The following is a 17,354-nucleotide window of genomic DNA, read 5'->3' as shown; positions in this document are numbered from 1 at the left end:
TGCTGAGACGATCATGAATACCACACGCCAAACGGCGCCGGCCTCGGGCTGGCTGATCTTTGTTCTCGTTGCGGTCGTCGGTCTTTTCTATGTGAAGTGGTTCCCGTACTACAACCGCGCGTTCGTCGCGGCGTCGCATCATTCGATCGGTCAGTCGATCCTGATGGGCACGTCGGCGAGTCCGCCCGCGGCGTCGTTGTCGGCCGCGCTCGCGTATGCGCTCGCCTACGGCAAGGCGATCTGGCAGGCGATGGTGCTGGGCCTGCTGCTCGGCTCGGCAGTGCAGGCGCTGTTGCCGGTGCAATGGATCGCGCGCGCGCTCGGCAGGAGCGGCTTCGGCAGCGTCGCCGCCGGTGGGCTGCTGGCGATTCCCGGCATGATGTGCACCTGCTGCGCGGCGCCTGTCGTGGTCGGCCTGCGCGCGCGTCATGCGTCGCCGGGTGGCGCGATCGCGTTCTGGCTCGGCAATACGGTGCTGAATCCGGCTACGCTGGTGTTTATGGGATTCGTGCTCGGCTGGCATTGGGCAGGACTGCGCCTCGCGCTCGGCGTGCTGATGGTGTTCGGGCTCGGTTACCTGGTGAACCGGCTCGTCACGCCCGAAGAAGCCCAGGCGGCGGATGACCAGCTCGCGCAGCTGGCGCGTGCGCCCGTCGAAGGTAATGCGTTCGTGCGCTGGTTCCGCATTTTTCTGGCGATGGCCGTGCGGCTGGTGCCGGAATATATCGTGCTGATCCTGCTGCTCGGCGCCGCGCGCGCATGGCTGTTTCCGCATATCGGGCCGGACATCGGCAACCAGATCGGCTGGATCGTCGCACTGGCTGTTGCCGGTACGCTGTTCGTGATTCCGACTGCGGGCGAGGTGCCGATCGTCCAGGCGATGCTCGCGCTCGGAATTGGTGTGGGCCCGGCCGGCGCGCTGCTGATGACCTTGCCGCCCGTCAGCGTGCCGTCGCTCGCGATGGTCGCGCGCTCGTTCCGGCCGCGCGTGCTGAGTGTGGTCGCGCTCGCGGTGGTCGGCTTCGGTGTGATCGCGGGCGGCCTCGCGATTGCGCTCGGCTTTTAAGCGCGCGCGGCACGTCGCATTGCGTATCCTTTCTTCGTGCCGCTTGTCGATTCCCGTCCTACACTGGACAGGCAAGCGACGATTCAAGCGGGCGAAAAGCGCGCCGATGCGCGCCGAGGCGGGCAGAACGGTGCGGCGGCGCAGCGCGAACCGCACAACGTGTGCGCGTGGCGCACGGCCGTTACATTGGTCGATGCTGCGGAAAAACGCATTCGCGCCGGGTAAATTTTGCATGGCCGGACGGGCTGTCGGGTTCGCCAATGGTAGGATTCAGCCCGAAATGAGATGAGCGGCACATGTGTTGCTCACAGTGGAGTGATTGGACTCAGGACATCGAATGGCGCAACAAAAAACTAATCCGAAACTCGAACAGGCATTGACGCGCGGCGATCTCGCAATTCGCCAGGCCAACTCGGCACGGGCAACTGCGTTGCTGCGCGCACTCGGCAAGATGATCGTCGATGCATCGGCGACTATCGGCGTCGAAGCGCATACGCTGATCAACGACGGCGATCGCATTTACGATCCGGCTGACGGCCTGTGGCCGCAAGAACTGCTGATCTCGCTCGACGGCCCGGTCGAAGACTCCGATCCGGACGAAGTGCGTACGATCCGCCTCATCGCCGACGATCCCGGCACGTTGTTCCGTGTCGAATGGCAACGCGCCGACGGCAAGATCGGACGTCAGGAAGGCGGCCCGTTTGCGACGGTCGCGTTTATCTCCGACGTCGATATTCCGTGGACCGACGACGAAGACTGAGCGTGCAAACGTGCAATCGTTGCACGCATCGAATGACAAAGCGCCCCGATGGGGCGCTTTGTTTTTGCGTCGCCGCAAGCCGTCGATCAACGCATCATGCGCCGGCGAAACAGCACCGCCGATACGCCGAACGCAACGATCACATACGCGACCAGCACGCCGACATGCAACGCCGCGTGATCGAGCGGCCGCCCGAGCAACGCCGGCCGGATCAGATCGACCGCGTGCGATAGCGGCAGCAGATGGGTGATGTGTTGCGCGACCACCGGCAATTGCGATACCGGGAAAAATACGCCGGACAGCAGCAGCATCGGCGTCAGCGCGAGCGTCTGATAGAACATAAAGAAATCGTACGATGGCGCGAGCGCGGTCACGATCATCGCGACGCTTGCGAACGCAAGACCGGCCAGCGCGATCACCGGCAACGCGATCAGCGTCGACGGGAAGTTCGCGTAACCGAGCAGGCCGGCCACCAGCATGATCGCCGCGCCCGACAGCACCGCTTTGCTCGCGCACCAGATCACCTCGCCGAGCACGATATCGCCGAGCGACAGCGGCGTGTGCATGATCGCTTCCCACGTGCGCTGTACGTGCATCCGCGAAAAGCCCGAATACATCGCCTCGAAACTCGCCGACATCATCACGCTCGATGCCACCGTGCCCGCCGCGAGAAAGGCGATGTACGACACGCCATCGACTCGACCCACCATCAGGCCGAGCCCGAGACCCAGACCGAACAGGTAGATCATCGGATCGGCGAGATTGCCGAACATCGACGCGATCGCGAGCTTCTTCCAGACCAGATAATTGCGCCGCCACACGGCGATCCAGTTGACCGCGTTCGACGGCAATGCCGCGAACGGTTCGAGTGCGGGCGCGGCGTGATCGGACGGCGTGGTGTCGGTGCGTGCGTTCATGGACGTTCTGAGCGTGGATGGTGCGTTGCTGTGTTGCTATGGGAACAGGCTGGCTTGCGGATCAGTCCTGCATATCGCGGCCGGTCAGTCGCAGAAATACGTCTTCGAGATTCGCGGGTCGATGCAGATAGCGCAGGTCGTTGCGCTGTTTGAGACGCGCGTGAACCGGCGCGGCATCGTCGACATAGCAGAACAGCGTTTCGCCGCTGATTTCCGTGCGGGTCGCGAGCGGCGCGAGTTCGTCGCGCAGTGTCACCGGGTCCGGGCCGAAAATCTCGATCACGTCACATCCGATCTCCGACGCAATCAGCGCACGCGGCGCGCCCTCGGCAATCTTTTTACCTTCCTCGATCACGCATACGCGGTTGCACAGACGTTCCGCTTCTTCCATGAAATGGGTGGTGAGCAGGATGGTTTTGCCGCGCGCGAGCAGCGAGCGCAAACGCTCCCAGATCAGATGGCGCGCCTGCGGATCGAGGCCGGTGGTCGGCTCGTCCATAATCAGCACATCGGGATCGTTGACGAGCGCGCGCGCGAGCGTGAGACGCCGCTTCATCCCGCCCGACAGTTCCCCGACCCGCGCGTCCGCCTTGTTTTCGAGCCGCGCGAATTCGAGCAGCGACGGCACCATCGCCCGGGTTTGCGCGGCGCTCAGTCCAAAGTAGCGGCCGAACACCAGCAGATTCTCGCGGACCGTGAAGTCGGGGTCGAGGTTGTCGAATTGCGGCACGACGCCGACCCGCGCTCGCGCATGACGGGCGCGGGCCGGCACCGGTTCGCCGCACAACTGGATGCGTCCCGCATCCGGCGACGCGATGCCGAGCAGCATCCTCAGCGTGGTGGTCTTGCCCGCGCCGTTCGGGCCGAGCAAACCGAAACATTCGCCTGGCTCGACATGAAACGACAAACCATCGACGACGGTCTTGTCGCCGTAATGTTTTTTTACCTGATGGAATTCGATGGCGGCGTCTGACATGGCGCGGTAAGCGTTCCGGTGGACATCGGGCTGCCTATTCTATGGTATGAAACGCTTCGCGCACACCGGGCCTGCGGGCTGCGATGCTTGTCCGGCGCGGCTTTGCGGGTGCCGTGCGGGCGCGCGTGCGTTGCAGCATTGCAACGCCGGTGAGCCACGCCACACTTGGCGTTTTCTCTCCCTTGCAACTGTAATTGCGGCGCACCATGATTAAGTCAGACCCGCGATCGGCGCGGGAGGGAGAACCTGATGGCGAGCTACCAAAAAATCCTGTTGTGCTACGACGGCTCGCGCGAAGGCCGCAAGGCGTTGCGCTGCGGTGCCGATCTGGCGCTGGATCTGAAGGCGGAAACGCATTTGCTGTCGGTGGTGGATATGCGGACCAGCATTGCGCAGAGTGCGGGTTTGTTGACTGACGTTGCGTGCGGCAGTTTCGAAAAGACCGCGCGCGACATTCTCCAGGAAGGTGTCGACTGGCTGACCGAGCGCGGCGTGACTGCGCAAGGGCATTTCGCGTTCGGCCATCCGGTCGATGAGATCGCGAGCCTGGCGAATTCGCTGCATGTGGATCTCGTGGTAGTCGGCCACCGATGCCGGACCGGACTGTCGCGCTGGTGGATGGGCGCGGGGAACACGCCGCTGCTCGATCGCGTGTCGTGCAGCATTCTGGTGGCGTGCTCGATGGGTCAGGAGCAGGAGCAGGAACAGCAGGCGGCCGCTTAACCGCGCGGCGGCCGATCGTTCAGGTTGTTCGGTCTTCCGGAGGTCCTAGACGCCCCGGACGCACCGCTTGTCATGGGCGGCCCGCGCCTAGCCGTTCAGATCGACGGCGGACAGCTTCCACGAAAACAGTCCGTTGCGTTGGAAGATTGCCGCATAGCGCACATCGCCGACGCCGTGCTGATACGTGACGACGAACTCGTTGATGCCGCGATAACCCGCCGTGGTTTGCGGCGGCTGCGGCGGGGTGTCGTGTCCCGCGACGGGCGGCGGCGTGGCCGGCGCTGACGATGCAACCGGCGGTGCGGATGGCGGCGTGTCGTGATGCGTGGACGCTTCACCGTTTTCGCCATCCGGTGACGGGGCGGGCGGACGCTCGCCCGGTACGCCGCGCGGCGGCATGCCATTAAGCAATGCAGCGACGCCGTCCGGCGTGGCATACGCATCGACCAGCGGTCCGATCAGCGCCACGCCGATCATCGCGCCGATTGCGGCAAACGGGTTGCCGTTGCCGCGCGCCTCGATGCGGCGGGTCAGCAGTCCGCCAACCTGATCTTTCAAACTTTGCCGAAGCGCCGGGTAATCGACGTATTGATTGACGGTGGCGGCGTCGCGCGCGTCGGCGGCGCGTTTCAACTGGTTCAGCGCGAGATACGGCGATGCATAGCCATAACCGAGTACGGCTACGACGACGATCACGATAAGAACAACGTATCAGCGGCCTTGCGGCGCCGCGTTTGACAGAAGGGGAAACAGCCATCGGGCGGGACTCTCTACGGTTGCGATCTACAGTGGACCGCAACGACCGCGAAACGATCCCGGCAATCACCACCCATCTCACTGGTTACCTCACCGGCGCGATCAGAACAGCGGATTGGGCGCGCCTGCATTTTCTTCGGCGATGCAGCGGTCGATCATCCGGCATACCGCGTCCACCGTGCCGACCATGATGACCCGCGACGGGCCGTGATAGACGCGCACCGGCGCACGACGCGCGGGCTCGGCGATATTGAGACCCGAGTTCAGCGACACACGTGCGAATGCCGGCAACGACGACGGCAATACCGGGGCCGCAGAACCCACTGAACCAGCGGATTGTGGAGACTCATGCGACGCCTGACCGTCATGCGGTGCGTCGAACAGCGAAGGCTCGGCGCTGCGCGCCGCGAGCGGTGCGCACGGTACGAGATTGCGCAGATGACGCAGACGGCCGAACTGGCGGAAGGGCAGCAAGCGGGCAAGGCGTTCCATGAGACTCTCCTGGCAAGGATCAGTACGTCACTTGAGATCTTCGAAATCCGTTAGAACTCGGTTGGGCGAATCAGCCCGACTGCAATGCCTTCCAGCGCGAATTCCGCACTGCCGGCCTGGACGAAGATGTTTTCGTAATCGGGGTTTTCGGCGATCAGTTCCAGACCGTCCGGGCGGCGCTTCAGGCGCTTGACGGTGACGTCGTCGCCAAGACGGGCAATGATGATCTGGCCGTCTTTCGCGTCGTCTTTCTTCTGAACCGCGAGCAGGTCGCCGTCGAAAATGCCGGCGTCGCGCATGGACAGCCCGCGTACTTTCAACAGGTAGTCAGGCTTGCTGGAGAACAGCGCCGGGTCGCACGCGTAATGCTGCGAGATATGTTCCTGCGCGAGGATCGGGCTACCCGCCGCGACCCGGCCGATCAGCGGCAGCGACAGCTGCATGATGCTGGCGTGCGGCAGCGTGAACTGGTGCGGTGCGTCGTCCGGGCCGGGCAGCAGGCGGATGCCGCGCGATGCGCCCGCCGCAAGCTCGATCACGCCCTTGCGTGCCAATGCGCGTAGATGCTCCTCGGCCGAATTGGCCGAGCTGAAGCCGAGCTCGGCTGCGATCTCAGCGCGAGTGGGCGGGAAGCCGGAGCGCTCGATGGCGCGGCGAATCAGATCGAAAACCTGCTGCTGTCGTGCGGTGAGTTTGGTCATGGCGCCACTGTATAGATGAACAGGTGACCTGTATTTTTATACAGTATTCCTCGTAATTCAAGCTTTACTTTAAGTTCGCCGGTCCAGGTGTCGTTGCGGCGTCGATGAGCGGTGCCCGGACAGCCGTTTTCGTGCCGCAACGCCGCGCCTGGCTGTCATTACCACTTTTACGTATTAAAGAATGAAGAAACATTATTTTTAATGATGAAAGCCCTTCGATAGACTGGCCCTCGATCGCTGCACACAAGCAAAAAAACGCCGTCTGGATCTAGCGCACCCTGCCTTCGGGCGGACGCTGATTCAGACAGATAGGCAAACCACAACGCGGAGAAGGTGGATGACTGATCGGAATACGGGGCTGGCCGGCAAGACGAAGAAACTGATCGCGACGCTCGCATTGGGCGCGGCGTCGGCAGTGGGAATGATGAGCGCGGCGCATGCGGACACGACCTTGCTGAACGTGTCGTACGATCCGACCCGCGAGTTGTATCAGGACGTCAATCAGGCGTTCGGCAAGGAATGGAAGGCAAAGACGGGCGAGAGCATCACGTTCAAGCAGTCGCACGGCGGCTCGGGTGCGCAGGCGCGCTCGGTGCTGGACGGCTTGCAGGCCGACGTGGTGACGCTGGCGCTCGCCTACGACATCGACGCGCTCGCCGGCAAAGGGCTGATCGACAAGGGCTGGCAGAAACGTCTGCCGGACAACGCGTCGCCGTACACGTCGACGATCGTGTTTCTGGTGCGCAAGGGCAACCCGAAGCACATCAAGGATTGGGACGATCTGATCAAGCCGGGCGTGTCGATCGTCACGCCGAATCCGAAGACCTCGGGCGGCGCGCGCTGGAACTACCTGGCAGCATGGGCGTACGCCGAGCATCAGCCGGGCGGCAACGACCAGAAGGCCAAGGAGTTCGTCGGCAAGCTCTACAAGAATGCGGGCGTGCTCGATTCGGGCGCGCGCGGCGCGACGACCAGCTTCGTGCAGCGCGGCATCGGCGACGTGCTGATCGCGTGGGAAAACGAGGCGTTTCTGTCGCTGAAGGAATTCGGTCCGGACAAGTTTGAGATCGTGGTGCCGTCGGTGAGCATTCTGGCCGAGCCGCCGGTGGCGGTGGTCGACAAGGTCGTTGACAAGCACGGCACGCGCAAGCTCGCCGAGGCCTATCTGAACTTCCTGTATAGCGAACAGGGCCAGGAGATCGCCGCGAAGAACTTTTATCGTCCGCGTTCGACCAAGGTGCCGGCCGAACTGACCGCGAAGTTTCCGAAGCTGAAGCTGTACACGGTCGACGATTCGTTCGGCGGCTGGGCCAACGCGCAGAAGACGCACTTTGCCGATGGCGGCGTGTTCGATTCGATTTATTCGCCGCAATAAGCGACACGCAAGCAGCGACGACACCGTAGCAAACCGCCGCGCGGCGCAGCAACACCGCCCGCGCGACGCACTCCGGCAACGCGCGCCCAAGGGCGCGCTTTTCGGCCAGATGGACCCGTCAGCAATCACCGAAGAGCTTTCAGCATGACCACGTTGACCTTCCGCAAACCGAGCGCGTTGCCCGGTTTCGGCCTGACTCTCGGCATCACGGTGGCGTATTTGAGCCTCGTGGTGCTGATTCCGCTTGCGGCCACTTTCCTGAAAACCGCCACGCTCGACTGGTCGCAATTCGTGCGGGCGGTCAGTTCGCCGCGCGTGCTCGCGTCGTACCGGCTGACGTTTTTCTCGGCGCTGGGTGGCGCGTTGATCAATGCCGTGTTCGGCTTTCTGGTGGCGTGGGTGCTGGTGCGCTACAGCTTCCCGTTCAAACGCGTGGTCGATGCGGTGGTGGATCTGCCGTTCGCATTGCCGACGTCGGTGGCGGGCATTTCGCTCGCCGCCGTCTATGCGGGCAACGGCTGGATCGGCCAGTTTCTCGAACCGCTCGGGCTGAAGATCGCGTTCACGCCGGCGGGCGTGCTGGTCGCGCTGACGTTTATCGGTTTGCCGTTCGTGGTGCGGACGGTGCAGCCGGTGCTGGAAGAATTCGAGCGCGAGCAGGAAGAAGCGGCCGCGTGCCTCGGCGCATCGCGCTGGCTGACGTTCCGGCGCGTGGTATTGCCCGCAGTGCTTCCGGCGCTGTTGACCGGCTTCGCGCTCGCGTTCGCGCGCGCGCTCGGCGAGTACGGCTCGGTGATTTTTATCGCGGGCAACGTGCCGATGAAATCGGAGATCACGTCGCTGCTGATCATCACGAAGCTCGAACAATACGACTACGCGGGCGCCACCGCGCTCGCGGTCGTGATGCTGGTGGTGTCGTTCCTGATGCTGCTGCTGATCAATACGCTGCAATGGTTCCTGCAACGACGCAGCGGACGCGGTGGTGCAGGGCGCGGCCCGGCGACCGGTTCGACGGTCGCCACGGTGGCCGCCACGACCACGGGAGCCGCGCAATGAGCCGCAATCTCACGAACGGCAACGCCGCGTTGCCGCCCGATTCGCAAGCCAGTTCGACAACCGCGCGACGGCCCGATCCCGTCACCGAGCCGCGTCTGGTGCGCTGGCTGCTGACCGGCATCGCGCTGCTGTTTCTCGCGCTGTTCCTGGTCGTGCCGCTGGTGTCGGTGTTCTATCAGGCGCTTGCGAAAGGCGTCGGCTTTTACTTCGAATCGCTGGCCGATCCGGACGCGATTTCCGCGATCAAGCTGACGCTCCTCACCGCTGCGATCGCCGTGCCGTTCAATCTCGTGTTCGGGCTGGCTGCGTCATGGTGTATCGCGAAGTTCGAATTTCGCGGCAAGGCGTTGCTGACGACGCTGATCGATTTGCCGTTCTCGGTGTCGCCGGTGATTTCCGGGCTGATCTACGTGCTGATGTTCGGCGCGCAAGGCTGGTTCGGCCCGTGGTTGCAAGACCATAACGTGCAGATCATTTTCGCGGTGCCGGGCATCGTGCTGGCCACGGTTTTCGTGACGTTTCCGTTCGTCGCGCGCGAGCTGATTCCGTTGATGCAGGCGCAAGGCAACGACGAGGAAGAAGCCGCGCACGTGCTCGGCGCGTCGGGCTGGCAGATTTTCCGCCGCGTCACGCTGCCCAATATCAAATGGGGGCTGCTGTACGGCGTGATCCTGTGTAACGCACGCGCGATGGGCGAGTTCGGCGCGGTGTCGGTGGTGTCGGGCCATATTCGCGGCCAGACCGACACGATGCCGCTGCACGTCGAAATTCTCTACAACGAATACAACTTCTCGGCGGCGTTTGCCGTGGCGTCGTTGCTGGCGCTGCTCGCGCTCGTGACGCTCGGCCTCAAGCTGCTCGCGGAGCGTCATATGTCGGCGGAAACGCGCAGCGCGGCAGTGCCCGCGCACGCGGGTCCGGTTAGCGTGCCGGCTCAGGTTCCGGCATCGAACACGGTCAAGTAAGGGGAAGCACATGGGTATCACCGTTCGTAATCTGCAGAAGCGCTTCGGCGACTTCACCGCGCTCGACAACGTGTCGCTGGATTTTCCGCCGGGTGAACTGGTCGCGTTGCTCGGGCCGTCCGGTTGCGGCAAGACCACGTTGTTGCGCGTGATCGCGGGCCTCGAATATGCGGACGCGGGCCAGGTCGTGCTGCAAGGCCAGGACGTCGCGACGGTCGGCGCGCGCGAGCGTCAGGTCGGTTTCGTGTTCCAGCATTACGCGCTGTTCCGTCATATGACGGTGTTCGAAAACGTCGCGTTCGGCCTGCGTGTCAAGCCGCGCAAGGAACGGCCGTCGGAAGCGGTGATTCGCGAGAAAGTGCACGAACTGCTGAAGCTCGTGCAACTGGACTGGCTCGCGCAACGCTATCCGTCGGAACTGTCGGGCGGACAGCGTCAGCGGATTGCGCTGGCACGCGCGCTCGCGGTCGAACCGAAAGTGCTGCTGCTCGACGAACCCTTCGGCGCGCTCGACGCGAAGGTCCGCAAGGAACTGCGCAGCTGGTTGCGTCGTTTGCATGACGACCTGCATATCTCGACGATTTTCGTCACGCACGACCAGGAAGAAGCGCTCGAAGTCGCCGACCGGATCGTCGTGCTGAATCACGGTCATGTCGAGCAGGTCGGCAGTCCGCAAGACGTGTACGACCATCCGCAAACCTCGTTCGTCTACGAGTTTCTCGGCGCGGCGAACCGCTTGCACGGCAACGTCGATGCGCGCGGTTTCGTCGTGGATGGCGCGGCGCAACCCATCACGATCGACGCGAACTTCCAGGGCCCGGCGTTCGCGTATGTGCGGCCGCACGACTTGCAGCTTTATCCGCAGGCGTCGGGACACCGCGACGGGATCGTCGTCGATGTGCGGCGCGTGGTTACGCTCGGCGGCTCGGTGCGGGTCGAACTGGCCGGGCAGCAAGGCACCGTGCTCGAAGCCGAACTGGATCGCGAATCGTGGCGTGAGCTGCAACTAACCGTCGGCGACGGCGTGACCGCCGTGCCACGCGCGTTGCGCGTGTTCCCGGCACGTTGAGCAGGGACGCGTGGCGGCGAGTGTGAAGCGCCACGCGTCACGCGCTTCATGTTCGTTTCAGGCCAGCTACAACACAAATAACCTTTACTTCGGCATTACCGGAGACGACAAGATGAACTTCCAGCAATTGCGATTCGTGCGCGAGGCCGTGCGCCAGAACATGAATCTGACCGAAGTGGCGAACGTGCTGTACACGTCGCAATCGGGCGTGTCGAAACAGATCAAGGATCTCGAGGACGAACTCGGCGTGGATATTTTTATCCGCCGCGGCAAGCGTCTGACCGGGCTGACGGAGCCGGGCAAGGCGGTGCATCAACTGATCGAGCGGATGCTGCTCGACGCCGAAAATCTGCGCCGGGTGGCGCGTCAGTTTTCCGAGCAGGACAGCGGCCATCTGGTCGTCGCGACGACGCATACGCAGGCGCGCTATGCACTGCCTAAAGTGGTGCGGCAGTTCACGTCGGTATTTCCGAAGGTGCATCTCGCGCTGCGTCAGGGCAGTCCGCAGCAGATCGCGCAGATGATCATCAACGGCGAGGCGGATATCGGTATTTCGACCGAAGCGCTCGACCGTTTTCCGGACATCGTCACGTTCCCGTGCTACTCGTGGCATCACACGGTAGTCGTGCCGAAAGATCATCCGCTGGTCGGCCGTGAAAACCTGACGCTCGACGAAATCGCCGAATACCCGATTGTCACCTACGATCAGGACTTCACCGGCCGTTCGCATATCGACCAGGCGTTCGCGAAGGCGGGCGCGCTGCCCGACGTCGTGCTGACCGCAATCGATGCGGACGTGATCAAGACCTACGTCGAACTCGGCATGGGCATCGGCATCGTCGCGGCAATGGCGTACGACGCGAAACGCGATAGCGAACTGGTCGCGCTCGACACGCAGCATCTGTTCGAAGCGAGCACCACGCGGGTCGGTTTGCGCAAGGGCGCGTTCTTGCGCGCGTACGCGTATCGCCTGATCGAGATGTTCGCGCCGCAACTGAGCGAAGCGGAAATCGCCGCGCAATTGCGCGAAGCGGCTTAACGCGCCGGATGGTCCGGATGGCCCGTGCCGCGACGCCGGGCCGTCATGCGATCGAGGCGTTGCGAAGAGGTTGGCGCGCCGGTAGCACGCGGTCGTTGACACCCGGTGCACGGTCACGCGTCGCCGTGCCGGCAGATGATTCCGACGCGCGGCATCGCTTACAATCGCCGCCATGAATACACCGACTTCCTCTTCTCCTTCGACACCTGACGCGGTGCCCGCGCCGTCAGTGGCGGCGCTGCCGCTGCCGCGCATTGCCGTGCTCGCGACCGGCGGCACGATCGCCGGCGCCGCGCCGGATGCGACCAATACCTCCGGCTATCAGGCGGGCGTGCTCGGCGTCGGACATCTGCTCGACGCGGTGCCGGCGCTGTCCGGTGTCGCGCAGGTTCAGGCCGAACAGATCGCAAGCGTCGACAGCAAGGACATGGCGATGCCGCTATGGACCACGCTCGCGCAACGCATCAACGTGTTGCAGGCCGATCCGTCGATCGACGGTATCGTCGTCACGCACGGCACCGATACGCTCGAAGAGACCGCGTATCTGCTGCATCTGACGGTGAAGGGCGCGAAGCCGGTCGTGCTGACCGCCGCGATGCGTCCGGCATCGGCCCTGTCCGCCGACGGTCCGTTGAATCTGCTGAACGCAGTGACCGTGGCAGCCAGCGCGGCGTCGCGTGGGCAGGGCGTGCTGGTGGCGTTCAACAACCGCATTCACTGCGCGCGCGATGTCGTGAAAACCAGCACGTATGCGGTCGATGCGTTCCAGTCGCCGGAAGTCGGCGCGCTCGGTTGGGTGCAGGACGGTCGCGTCGAGTTCCAGCGCAGCCCGCTGCGCGCGCATACCGATGCGACCGGTTTCGTGATCGGTGCGAGCTGGCCGTCGGTGGAAGTCGTCGTGAGTTACGCGGGTGCGTCGCGGGTCGCCGTCGATGCGCTGGTCGCGGCGGGCGTACGCGGCATCGTCGTGGCCGGCACGGGCAACGGCTCGATTCACGCGACGATCCAGCAGGCGCTCGTCGATGCAGTCTCGCAAGGCGTCGCGGTGGTGCGGGCGTCGCGCGTCGGTTCGGGGCATGTGATGCGCAACGGCGCCGCGTCCGACGACGCGCTCGGCTTCGTCAGCGCCGGCTCGCTGAATCCGTACAAGGCGCGCGTGTTGTTGATGCTGGCGCTGGCGGCGGGCGGCACGGGGCCGGTCGCGCTGCAGAAAGCGTTCGATACGTATTGAATTCGCGCGCCGAGGCGCTGACGCGCTGAGACACTGAAACACTGACTCGCGCCAGACCGCCTGTACGGCGCGTGACGAACGAAAACGGCGCCAACGGGTTTATCGCCCGTTGCTGCCGTTTCTGTTTTTGCGCTCTGCCGGAACGGCCGAAGTCGACATCTGTGAAGCGTGACAATCCGACAGCCGGACACCCGACGACGACGTCTGACCGACCAAGGCTTCCCCGGCATCGCCGGGCGCCGCTGCGGACCCCACTGGCCGCTCTCAGCCCAGAGCGGCACGATTTGTCCGTGACGGCGGGCGTGCCTGCCCACCGTACCGGACGCCCCACCTGCAAGCGGCAGCGCGTTTCATTCCGCGCCGGTGCCGCCGATGTTCAACCCCCGTTCACGCGTCGGCTCACGCTGCTTTGGCCTGGTCGCCGGGCGCTTGCGCGACTTCGAAGTTCGACATGATTTCGAGCGCGCGGACCATTGCCGAGTGATCCCACGCCTTGCCGCCGTTCGCCGCGCATACGCTGAACAGTTGCTGCGCGCTGGCCGTGTGCGGCAACGCGAGACCGAGCTTGCGCGCGCCGTCGAGTGCGAGGTTCAGATCCTTCTGGTGCAGTTCGATCCGGAAGCCGGGATTGAACGTGCGCTTGGTCATCCGTTCGCCGTGCACTTCGAGAATCCGCGACGACGCGAAACCGCCCATCAACGCCTTGCGTACGCGTTCCGGATCGGCGCCCGAGCGCGACGCGAACAGGAGCGCTTCGGCGACCGCTTCGATATTCAGCGCGACGATGATCTGGTTCGCGACCTTGCAGGTTTGACCCGCGCCGTTGTCGCCGATCAGCGAGATGTTCTTGCCCATCAGGTCGAACAGCGGCTTCGCGAGATCGAACGATTGTTGCGGACCGCCGACCATGATCGTCAGCGTCGCTTCGCGTGCGCCGACTTCGCCGCCGGACACCGGCGCATCGAGGTAGTCGCAACCGAGCGCGTTGATTTTCTTCGCGAACGCCTGGGTGTCGAGCGGCGAGATCGAGCTCATGTCGATCACCAGTTTGCCCGCGCTCAAGCCGGCCGCGACGCCGTCGTCGGCGAACAGCACGTTCGCGACGTCGGGCGTATCCGGCACCATCACGATCACGATGTCGGACGCGCGCGCAACGGCGGTCGAATCGGCGACGACTTCGGTGATGCCGCGCAGGTCGTCAGGTACCGGATATGCGCCGTTGACGGACAGGTGATGGCCGCCCTTGATGAGGTTGCGCGCCATGTGCGCGCCCATGATGCCGAGTCCGATAAAGCCGATCTTTGCCATGTGACTGTGTCTCCAGAATGTTTGGGGCGAGGCGGGTGCTTCGCTGCTTCAGACCGCAACGGGCTTTGCGGTGGCCGTCTGGCCTGCGACCGTTTGCAACCAGCCGAGGCCGTCGGTCGTGGTGGTGCGCGGCTTGTATTCGCAACCGATATGGCCGCTATAGCCGAGCGAATCGAGCAGCGCGAACAGGAACGGATAGTTGATCTCGCCGGTGCCGGGTTCGTTGCGGCCGGGGTTGTCCGCGAGCTGGATATGCGAAATCAGCGGCAGGTTCTTTTTGATGGTCGCGGCGAGTTCGCCTTCCATCCGTTGCATGTGATAGATGTCGTATTGCAGGAACAGATTGTCGGAATCGACCGCGCGAATCACGTCGAGGCCTTCGCCCGAACGGTTCAGCGCAAAGCCGGGAATGTCGTACGAATTGCACGGTTCCACCAGCAGCCGGATGCCTTCTTTCTTCAGCGCGGCAGCGGCGAAACGCAGGTTGTCGACGATCGTGTTGCGGGCGGTGTCGCGATCCACGCCCGCCGTCGGAATCCCGACGAGGCAGTTCAGTTGCGGCACGTTGAGCGTCTTCGCGTAGTCGATCGCGCGTCCGACGCCATCCTGAAACTCGCCGACGCGATCCGGCAAACACGCGATACCGCGCTCGCCGCCTTCCCAGTTACCGGCCGGCAGGTTGTGCAGCACGAGTTTCAACTGATGCTGCGCAAGCCGCTCCGACAGTTCGGCGACACTGTACGGATACGGAAACAGGAATTCGACGGCATCGAAGCTCGCGTCGGCTGCCGCGGCAAAACGGTCGAGGAACGGCACTTCGTTGAACAGCATGGTGAGATTCGCAGCGAATTTCGGCATGGCGTAGGGTCTCGGTCGGTCAGGGAAGAAAAGGCGGGCGCGCGGTGGGTAGACCGGTTGCCCGTTCAAGCAGAACAGGGTTTCCTTGCGCTGGCGCGGGTGGCTGCGCCGCGCGTCGGTGTCAGCGTTGGTGTCAGCTCATCGCGGCGATGGCGGTCGGTGCGTCTTCGAGCGAATCGGCAAGCGGCTCGAACTCGTTGATCGCATCGATTTCCGCGCCCATCGCGATATTGGTCACGCGTTCGAGAATCACTTCGACGATCACCGGCACGTTGAACTCGGTCAGCATCGACTGCGCTCGTTGCAGCGCGGGCTTCAGTTCTTCGGGCTTGAACACGCGGATCGCCTTGCACCCGAGACCTTCGGCGACCGCGACGTGATCGACGCCGTATCCGTTCACTTCCGGCGCGTTGATGTTTTCGAACGCGAGCTGTACGCAGAAATCCATATCGAACGCGCGCTGTGCCTGACGGATCAGTCCGAGATACGAGTTGTTCACGACCACATGCACGTAGGGCAGATTGAATTGCGCGCCCACCGCGAGTTCTTCGATCATGAACTGGAAGTCGTAGTCGCCCGACAGCGCGACGATCGGGCGTTGCGGATCCGCGGCGCGCACGCCGAGCGCAGCCGGAATGGTCCAGCCGAGCGGGCCGGCCTGGCCGCAATTGATCCAGTTGCGCGCCTTGTACACATGCAGGAATTGCGCGCCGGCAATCTGCGACAGACCGATCGTGCTGACATAGCAGGTGTCGCGTCCGAACACCTGGTTCATCTCTTCGTACACGCGTTGCGGCTTGATCGGCACGTTGTCGAAGTGCGTCTTGCGATGCATCGTGCGTTTGCGTTGCAGGCAATCTTCGACCCACGCGCTGCGGTCTTTCAGCTTGCCTGCCGCTTTCCATTCGCGGGCCACTTCGACGAACAGTTCGAGCGCGAGCTTCGCGTCCGACACGATGCCGAGGTCCGGACCGAACACGCGGCCGATCTGCGTCGGCTCGATGTCCACGTGCACGAAGCGACGGCCCTTCGTATAGACCTCGACGCTGCCCGTATGGCGATTCGCCCAGCGATTGCCGATGCCGAGCACGAAGTCGGAGGCGAGCATGGTGGCGTTGCCGTAACGGTGCGACGTCTGCAAACCGACCATGCCGGCCATCAGCGGATGATCGTCGGGAATCGCGCCCCAAGACATCAGCGTCGGAATCACCGGCACGCCGATGGTCTCCGCGAACTGCACGAGCAGGTCTTCCGCTGCGGCGTTCAGCACGCCGCCGCCCGACACGATCAGCGGACGATCGGAATCGTTGAGCATCGTCAGCGCGGCTTCGATCTGTTTGCGCGAGGCGGCGGGCTTGTAGACCGGCAGCGGTTCGTAGGTGTCGATATCGAATTCGATTTCGGCGACCTGCACGTCGATCGGCAGGTCGACCAGCACCGGACCGGGACGGCCCGAGCGCATCAGATGGAACGCCTGCTGGAACACGCGCGGTACGAGCGCCGGTTCGCGCACGGTGACGGCCCACTTGGTGACCGGCTTCGCGATCGATTCGATATCGACGGCCTGGAAGTCTTCTTTATAGAGACGGGCGCGCGGCGCCTGACCGGTGATCGCGAGAATCGGGATCGAATCGGCGGAGGCGGAATACAGCCCTGTGATCATGTCCGTGCCGGCAGGGCCCGAGGTGCCGATACACACGCCGATATTGCCCGGCGCGGCCCGCGTATAGCCTTCGGCCATATGCGACGCCCCTTCGACGTGGCGGGCGAGCACGTGGCTGATGTTGCCGGCCTTGCGCATCGCCGAGTAGAACGGGTTGATCGCGGCGCCCGGCACGCCGAACGCTGTGTCGATCCCTTCTTTTTCCAGCACCAGCACGGCTGCGTCGACGGCTCTCATCTTGGCCATGAATGTCTCCTGAATGTCTTTCTGTGCGGGGTATGTGCAAACTTTCGCGTCGTTCGACGACGGTATGAACGCACTGTAGGCCGCACCCAAACGTTTGATAAGATCGGTTCAGGTCGCTTATTTCGAAACAAAAAGTATCGAATGACGGGCGCG

General features: G+C 63.7%; 15 protein-coding genes and 2 pseudogenes. 9 read left to right on the top strand and 8 right to left on the bottom strand.

Features of this window, described 5'->3' with window-relative positions:
- Window positions 1–13: 13 nt before the first annotated feature.
- Both PW947_RS29075 and PW947_RS29070 read left to right on the top strand, forming a co-directional pair.
- Window positions 14–1,066: a permease gene (locus PW947_RS29075; protein WP_299635917.1), complete on the top strand. Its 1,053-nt coding sequence runs from the start codon at window positions 14–16 to the stop codon at window positions 1,064–1,066.
- Between the two features lie 337 nt (window positions 1,067–1,403).
- Window positions 1,404–1,826, top strand: coding sequence for a hypothetical protein (locus tag PW947_RS29070; RefSeq protein WP_299635916.1), 423 nt, complete (start codon window positions 1,404–1,406; stop codon window positions 1,824–1,826).
- 86 nt (window positions 1,827–1,912) lie between these two features.
- Here PW947_RS29070 and PW947_RS29065 read toward each other — a convergent pair whose 3' ends face one another.
- Complete coding sequence (locus PW947_RS29065; RefSeq protein WP_299635914.1) at window positions 1,913–2,743, bottom strand: ABC transporter permease; 831 nt, start codon at window positions 2,741–2,743, stop codon at window positions 1,913–1,915.
- 61 nt (window positions 2,744–2,804) lie between these two features.
- Window positions 2,805–3,731, bottom strand: a pseudogene (nodI, locus tag PW947_RS29060) (nodulation factor ABC transporter ATP-binding protein NodI); the annotation flags it as partial.
- A 237-nt stretch (window positions 3,732–3,968) separates the two neighbouring features.
- On the opposite strand from nodI, the gene PW947_RS29055 reads away from it, so the two are divergent.
- Window positions 3,969–4,442: a universal stress protein gene (locus PW947_RS29055; protein WP_299635912.1), complete on the top strand. Its 474-nt coding sequence runs from the start codon at window positions 3,969–3,971 to the stop codon at window positions 4,440–4,442.
- Between the two features lie 87 nt (window positions 4,443–4,529).
- Here PW947_RS29055 and PW947_RS29050 read toward each other — a convergent pair.
- The 3 genes and pseudogenes from PW947_RS29050 to lexA form a co-directional block, all read right to left on the bottom strand.
- A pseudogene (locus PW947_RS29050) lies at window positions 4,530–5,199 on the bottom strand (DUF2939 domain-containing protein).
- Window positions 5,200–5,300: 101 nt separating this feature from the next.
- A complete protein-coding gene (locus tag PW947_RS29045) occupies window positions 5,301–5,690 on the bottom strand; it encodes a hypothetical protein (protein WP_299635911.1) in 390 nt (129 codons plus the stop codon).
- Between the two features lie 50 nt (window positions 5,691–5,740).
- Window positions 5,741–6,391 (bottom strand): transcriptional repressor LexA, encoded by a 651-nt coding sequence (gene lexA, locus PW947_RS29040; protein ID WP_299635910.1) that lies wholly within the window; start codon window positions 6,389–6,391, stop codon window positions 5,741–5,743.
- Window positions 6,392–6,728: 337 nt separating this feature from the next.
- Between lexA and PW947_RS29035 the strand changes: the two genes are divergently transcribed.
- The 6 genes from PW947_RS29035 to PW947_RS29010 all read left to right on the top strand — a co-directional run bounded on the left by PW947_RS29035 (window position 6,729) and on the right by PW947_RS29010 (window position 13,126).
- Entirely contained in the window at window positions 6,729–7,766 is a 1,038-nt protein-coding gene (locus tag PW947_RS29035) for a sulfate ABC transporter substrate-binding protein (protein ID WP_299635908.1), read from the top strand.
- 144 nt (window positions 7,767–7,910) lie between these two features.
- Window positions 7,911–8,822 carry a sulfate ABC transporter permease subunit CysT gene (gene cysT, locus PW947_RS29030; protein ID WP_299635906.1) on the top strand — a complete coding sequence of 304 codons (912 nt, stop codon included), beginning with the start codon at window positions 7,911–7,913 and terminating at the stop codon, window positions 8,820–8,822.
- Window positions 8,819–9,787, top strand: a complete 969-nt coding sequence (gene cysW, locus PW947_RS29025; RefSeq protein WP_299635905.1) for a sulfate ABC transporter permease subunit CysW — start codon at window positions 8,819–8,821, stop codon at window positions 9,785–9,787. The genes cysT and cysW overlap by 4 nt, the downstream gene beginning before the upstream one ends.
- A 10-nt stretch (window positions 9,788–9,797) precedes the next feature.
- Entirely contained in the window at window positions 9,798–10,856 is a 1,059-nt protein-coding gene (locus PW947_RS29020; protein ID WP_299635903.1) for a sulfate ABC transporter ATP-binding protein, read from the top strand.
- A gap of 112 nt (window positions 10,857–10,968) precedes the next feature.
- Window positions 10,969–11,895, top strand: a complete 927-nt coding sequence (locus PW947_RS29015; protein ID WP_299635901.1) for a CysB family HTH-type transcriptional regulator — start codon at window positions 10,969–10,971, stop codon at window positions 11,893–11,895.
- Between the two features lie 172 nt (window positions 11,896–12,067).
- Window positions 12,068–13,126 carry an asparaginase gene (locus tag PW947_RS29010; RefSeq protein WP_299635899.1) on the top strand — a complete coding sequence of 353 codons (1,059 nt, stop codon included), beginning with the start codon at window positions 12,068–12,070 and terminating at the stop codon, window positions 13,124–13,126.
- A gap of 399 nt (window positions 13,127–13,525) precedes the next feature.
- Here the strand turns inward: PW947_RS29010 and PW947_RS29005 are convergent, their stop codons facing one another.
- The 3 genes from PW947_RS29005 to gcl all read right to left on the bottom strand — a co-directional run bounded on the left by PW947_RS29005 (window position 13,526) and on the right by gcl (window position 17,201).
- On the bottom strand, window positions 13,526–14,434 hold the full coding sequence (locus PW947_RS29005) for a 2-hydroxy-3-oxopropionate reductase (RefSeq protein WP_299635897.1): 909 nt from the start codon (window positions 14,432–14,434) through the stop codon (window positions 13,526–13,528).
- Window positions 14,435–14,482: 48 nt separating this feature from the next.
- Window positions 14,483–15,292: a 2-oxo-tetronate isomerase gene (gene otnI / locus PW947_RS29000; RefSeq protein WP_299635895.1), complete on the bottom strand. Its 810-nt coding sequence runs from the start codon at window positions 15,290–15,292 to the stop codon at window positions 14,483–14,485.
- A gap of 133 nt (window positions 15,293–15,425) precedes the next feature.
- Window positions 15,426–17,201, bottom strand: a complete 1,776-nt coding sequence (gene gcl, locus PW947_RS28995) for a glyoxylate carboligase (protein WP_299635893.1) — start codon at window positions 17,199–17,201, stop codon at window positions 15,426–15,428.
- Window positions 17,202–17,354 lie beyond the last annotated feature (153 nt).

The sequence above is a fragment of the Paraburkholderia sp. genome, assembly GCF_028283785.1.
In the GTDB taxonomy this organism is placed as follows: domain Bacteria; phylum Pseudomonadota; class Gammaproteobacteria; order Burkholderiales; family Burkholderiaceae; genus Paraburkholderia.
This window is presented reverse-complemented; position numbering and strand designations above follow the sequence as displayed.